Origin of the sequence: Planktothrix tepida PCC 9214, from assembly GCF_900009145.1 — a bacterium.
In the GTDB taxonomy this organism is placed as follows: domain Bacteria; phylum Cyanobacteriota; class Cyanobacteriia; order Cyanobacteriales; family Microcoleaceae; genus Planktothrix; species Planktothrix tepida.
The window spans coordinates 1-4,004 of record NZ_LN889793.1; the positions used below are offsets into that span (position 1 = coordinate 1).

The 4,004-nt window shown below is 38.7% G+C and carries 2 protein-coding genes; both read left to right on the forward strand.

Translation table 11 applies throughout. The annotated features are described in order from the left end of the window. On the forward strand, nucleotides 1–1,042 hold a 1,042-nt coding region (locus tag PL9214_RS10565; RefSeq protein WP_281250321.1), incomplete at its 5' end, for a calcium-binding protein. 639 nt (nucleotides 1,043–1,681) lie between these two features. Next, nucleotides 1,682–4,004, forward strand: a 2,323-nt coding sequence (locus tag PL9214_RS10570; protein ID WP_139295030.1) for a DUF4347 domain-containing protein, incomplete at its 3' end; no start/stop codon positions are given.

Below are 4,004 nucleotides of genomic sequence, written 5' to 3' on the forward strand. Positions count from 1 at the left end.
AGGAGACGATACATTTTCTCAGCATTATTATGTATTGAATTCCAATGGGGGTATGGTATTCCCTCTGGAAGTTCCCCAGAAATTGAGTATTTCTGAACAACCGATTAAGGCCAACGCGACGAATCAAGAAATCTTTGAACATTTCAATCGAGAAAGCTTTGAAGTTTCTGTCCCTGAAAAGATTGGCGGTGCAATTTTGACAGGAAATAATCGCACCTTGCAAAATTTACAAACAGATCTTCAAGAAACGCTAGGAACTGAATCTTCTGAACTCAATCAATTGGCTCAACAAATTTTAACTCGGTTTGATGCCAATACCCAATGGGATTTCTCTATGTTTGCTCCTTTCTCCCAATTGCCAGGAGATTTACCGAGTAGTCAGCCCATTCTGATACAAGCCAATGTAGCTTTATCACAACAAACAGGAGTCGGAAATCAACAAATTAGCTTGATTGATAGTACGGATTTGCCTAATTCTATTATTCAACTCCAAAATATTAATGTTGCTTTATTAAGGGGGCAAATGCAACTCTTGGGCGATGCCGGAAAAAATATTGTTGTTGGAGATAAACTAGGCCAAACCATTGCATTAGGTCAAGGAGATGATGAAGCACATGGCGGCGCTGCTGGAGATCTTCTCTATGGTGGAAAAGATAATGATTTGCTATTTGGAAATCAAGACAATGATAACTTGTTTGGAGATTTAGGAGATGACAGCCTTTATGGTGGACAAGGAGATGATTTCTTAGAGGGAGGAGAAGGGGATGATCACCTATTTGGAGATTTAGGAAATGATATTTTAATCGGAGGTAAAGGACGCGATCGCTTTTATATTGCAGGGAATACAGGAGTAGATATCATTAATGATTTTACTCTAGGCGAAGATCAAATTCAGTTAACAGGCGGATTAAGTCTTGAAGCGTTGCAAATCACAACCGTTAATGGTAATACAATCATTAAACTTGCCAATACGGGAGAGGAACTTGTTAAACTGTTGGGTTTTGATAGTACCTTAATTAATTCCTCAGAATTTATCGCTTGATGGCAATTACCCCAGAAGTGAGGTATAGTAGCTGACGGTGTAGCCACGCCGTCAGCCTAAGCCAACGCCAAATGTACTTCATCTCCAATATTTTCTTCTGTCAACTTTCTGACGAGATACAGACTGTGTTGAAGGGGTGTCAGTCGTTAGGGTATCATAGGTTCAGTAACACCTTCGACAAGACTTCGGCGTGAACGAACGTCGAATGCTCAGTAACAACAGGGACTCCCCCAAGTTAATTTTGCGTTTGTCAATCCCGACAAACTTAACAAGATTTATCTGAAATTATAAGACCAAGACGGGAGTTTGAAAACTTAGTGTCAATACATAACTTTTGATTGAAATGTAAACTTTTGTAATTATTTTCAAGACTTCTGAAGAAAAAACAATCAGTTAGTTTATACTAAATTTATTAAATTAATATTAAATGAGGATATTCTCTAACAAAACCCAAAGGCTTGGATAAAATTCCTAGAGATTGTCCTTTAGAAGCATCACCTAAACTGGGTGCGATCTCCTATAATCTTTTGACTCCTCCAGCCGAGGGGTGGGTTTTCCACTTGACAAACCTCCCTAATTTTTCAACTGATTCAGACTAAACTAGAACCTCTTCAGGTAATAGAAAATAAAGGATTGATCATGAGTACCATTAATTTTGACCTAAGTTCAGCCTTCACGGATAATATATTACTGATCATTGATTCATCCGTTACGAATATCCCCCAATTATTAGACGCAATTAGTGAAAATATTGATTTTATCATCCTCTCCAAAACTGAAGATGGAATTCAACAAATTACCAATATTTTATCAGACTACAAAAATTTAAAAGCTGTTCATCTGCTCACCCATGGAAGTTCAGGAACACTGCATTTAGGTAATACTACCCTAAACGTCAATAATCTTGAAAAATATGCGCCCCAACTCAAAACTTGGCGACAAACTTTTACAGAAAATACCGATTTTTTAATCTATAGTTGTGAACTCGCATCGGATAACGGTGGGTTTCTGTCTCGTCTTCATCATTATCTAGGAGTCAACCTAGCGGCTTCGCGTCAAAAAGTGGGTTATACTCCCTTGGGAGGAAATTGGAACCTAGATGTTATCTTAGGAAAAATTACCACTCCATTTCCATTTAATCAAGAAAAAATTGCTGATTATCCAGCAATATTAGGGACTTATAACGTCAGTACCGTTGATGGGCTAAAAACAGCCATTAACACGGCTAACACCACACCAGAAGACGATATTATTAATTTAACAAAAGGAGTCTACAGCTTAACAACCGTTGATAACAACACCTCCGATGGTAATGCTAGTGATGCTAACGGTTTACCCACTCCTACAGATATAACCGTTGGCGGAAAACTGACCCTGAACGGGAATGGGGCTATTATTGAACGAAGCACCACAGCACCTGCTTTCCGTTTCTTTTATGTTCCCTCCAATAGTGACCTCACCCTCAATAACCTCAGTTTCAGTAATGGGGAAGCAGACAAACGGGGAGGAGCAATTTATGTTAGTAGTACCCTAGGCAATCTTACCGTTAATAATAGTACCTTTGCCAATAACAAAGTTACAGGTGATGGAGGAAATGGCGGTGGGGCAATTTTTATTTACTACAGCAGTACCGCTACAATTAATAATAGTACCTTTTCCGGTAACAGTGCAGAAGATAGTGGCGGTGCTATTTATAATGTTGGCGACTTATCCATTACCAATAGTACCTTTACGAACAACAAAGCCGATATTAATACGACTAATAGTACCTCTTATGATAGTGGTGGAGCCATTTTTCAAGATAGTGGAACAGCTACCCTTAAAAACACATTAATTGCTGGAAATCAAGATTTATCAACAAATATTAAAAACCCCGATATAGCCGGAGGAACTTGGACGGATGGAGGTGGAAATTTAATCGGAGATAATAGCGGTGTTGAAACCACATTTCCAGCCAGTAGTTTAGTCGGAACAGCCACCAATCCTTTAGATGCTAAATTAGGCCCTTTACAAGATAATGGTGGCTTAAGTTTTACCCATGCTTTGTTAGCAGGAAGTCCAGGGATTGATACAGGAAATACGACTAATGCGACCGGATTAACAACCGACCAACGAGGCGTTGGATTTGCCCGAATTGCTAATAATATTGTTGATATTGGTGCATTTGAATATGCTCCCCCAGAAATAGAAGTCTTAGACGGAACTACCAATATTATTGATGGAACTTCAACAGCTATTAATTTGGGTCAGATATCCCTGGGAGGAAGTCTCACTAAAACTTTCACGATTAAAAATACAGGATTAGGGGATTTATTATTAACTAATCCGATAACTTTTAGCGGAACAGGTTTCACCGGATTAGGAAATTTTACCACCACTACACTCGCTCCTAATGCTAGTACAACTGTTGATGTTACCCTCACACCTAATCAAATAGGAACACTCCAAGGAGAATTATCTTTTAGTAATAATGATGGAGATGAAAACCCGTTTAACTTTCCTTTTGAATTGATTGCTTCTGCGGTAGAAATTAGTAAAGTTCAAGCTCCTCCTGCGATTACCTTAAAAGCGGGAGATAACCTCGATTTTGTGGTAAAATTTACTCAGCCTGTCACGATTAATAAAGGGACAGGAAATGTTAGTATTCCTGTTACTTTAGATACAGGCGGAATTGTTAATGCGACGTTATTGGGCACAGGAGCAGCAAATACTCAGCATATTTTCCGTTACAATATTGGTTTAGGAAAAGAGGATAATAATGGCCTCGTTATGGGAACAGCGTTAACCTTAACGGGGGATGCAACTGTTAAAGATAGTGGGGGAAATAACGTTAATTTAACCCTCAAAAATGTGACTGATACCACAGCCATTAAGATAGATGCAGTCACACCAACCATTAGTAGTATTACTCGTCAAACTCCCCTCACCGAAATTACGAATGGAAATACAGTTATTTATCAAG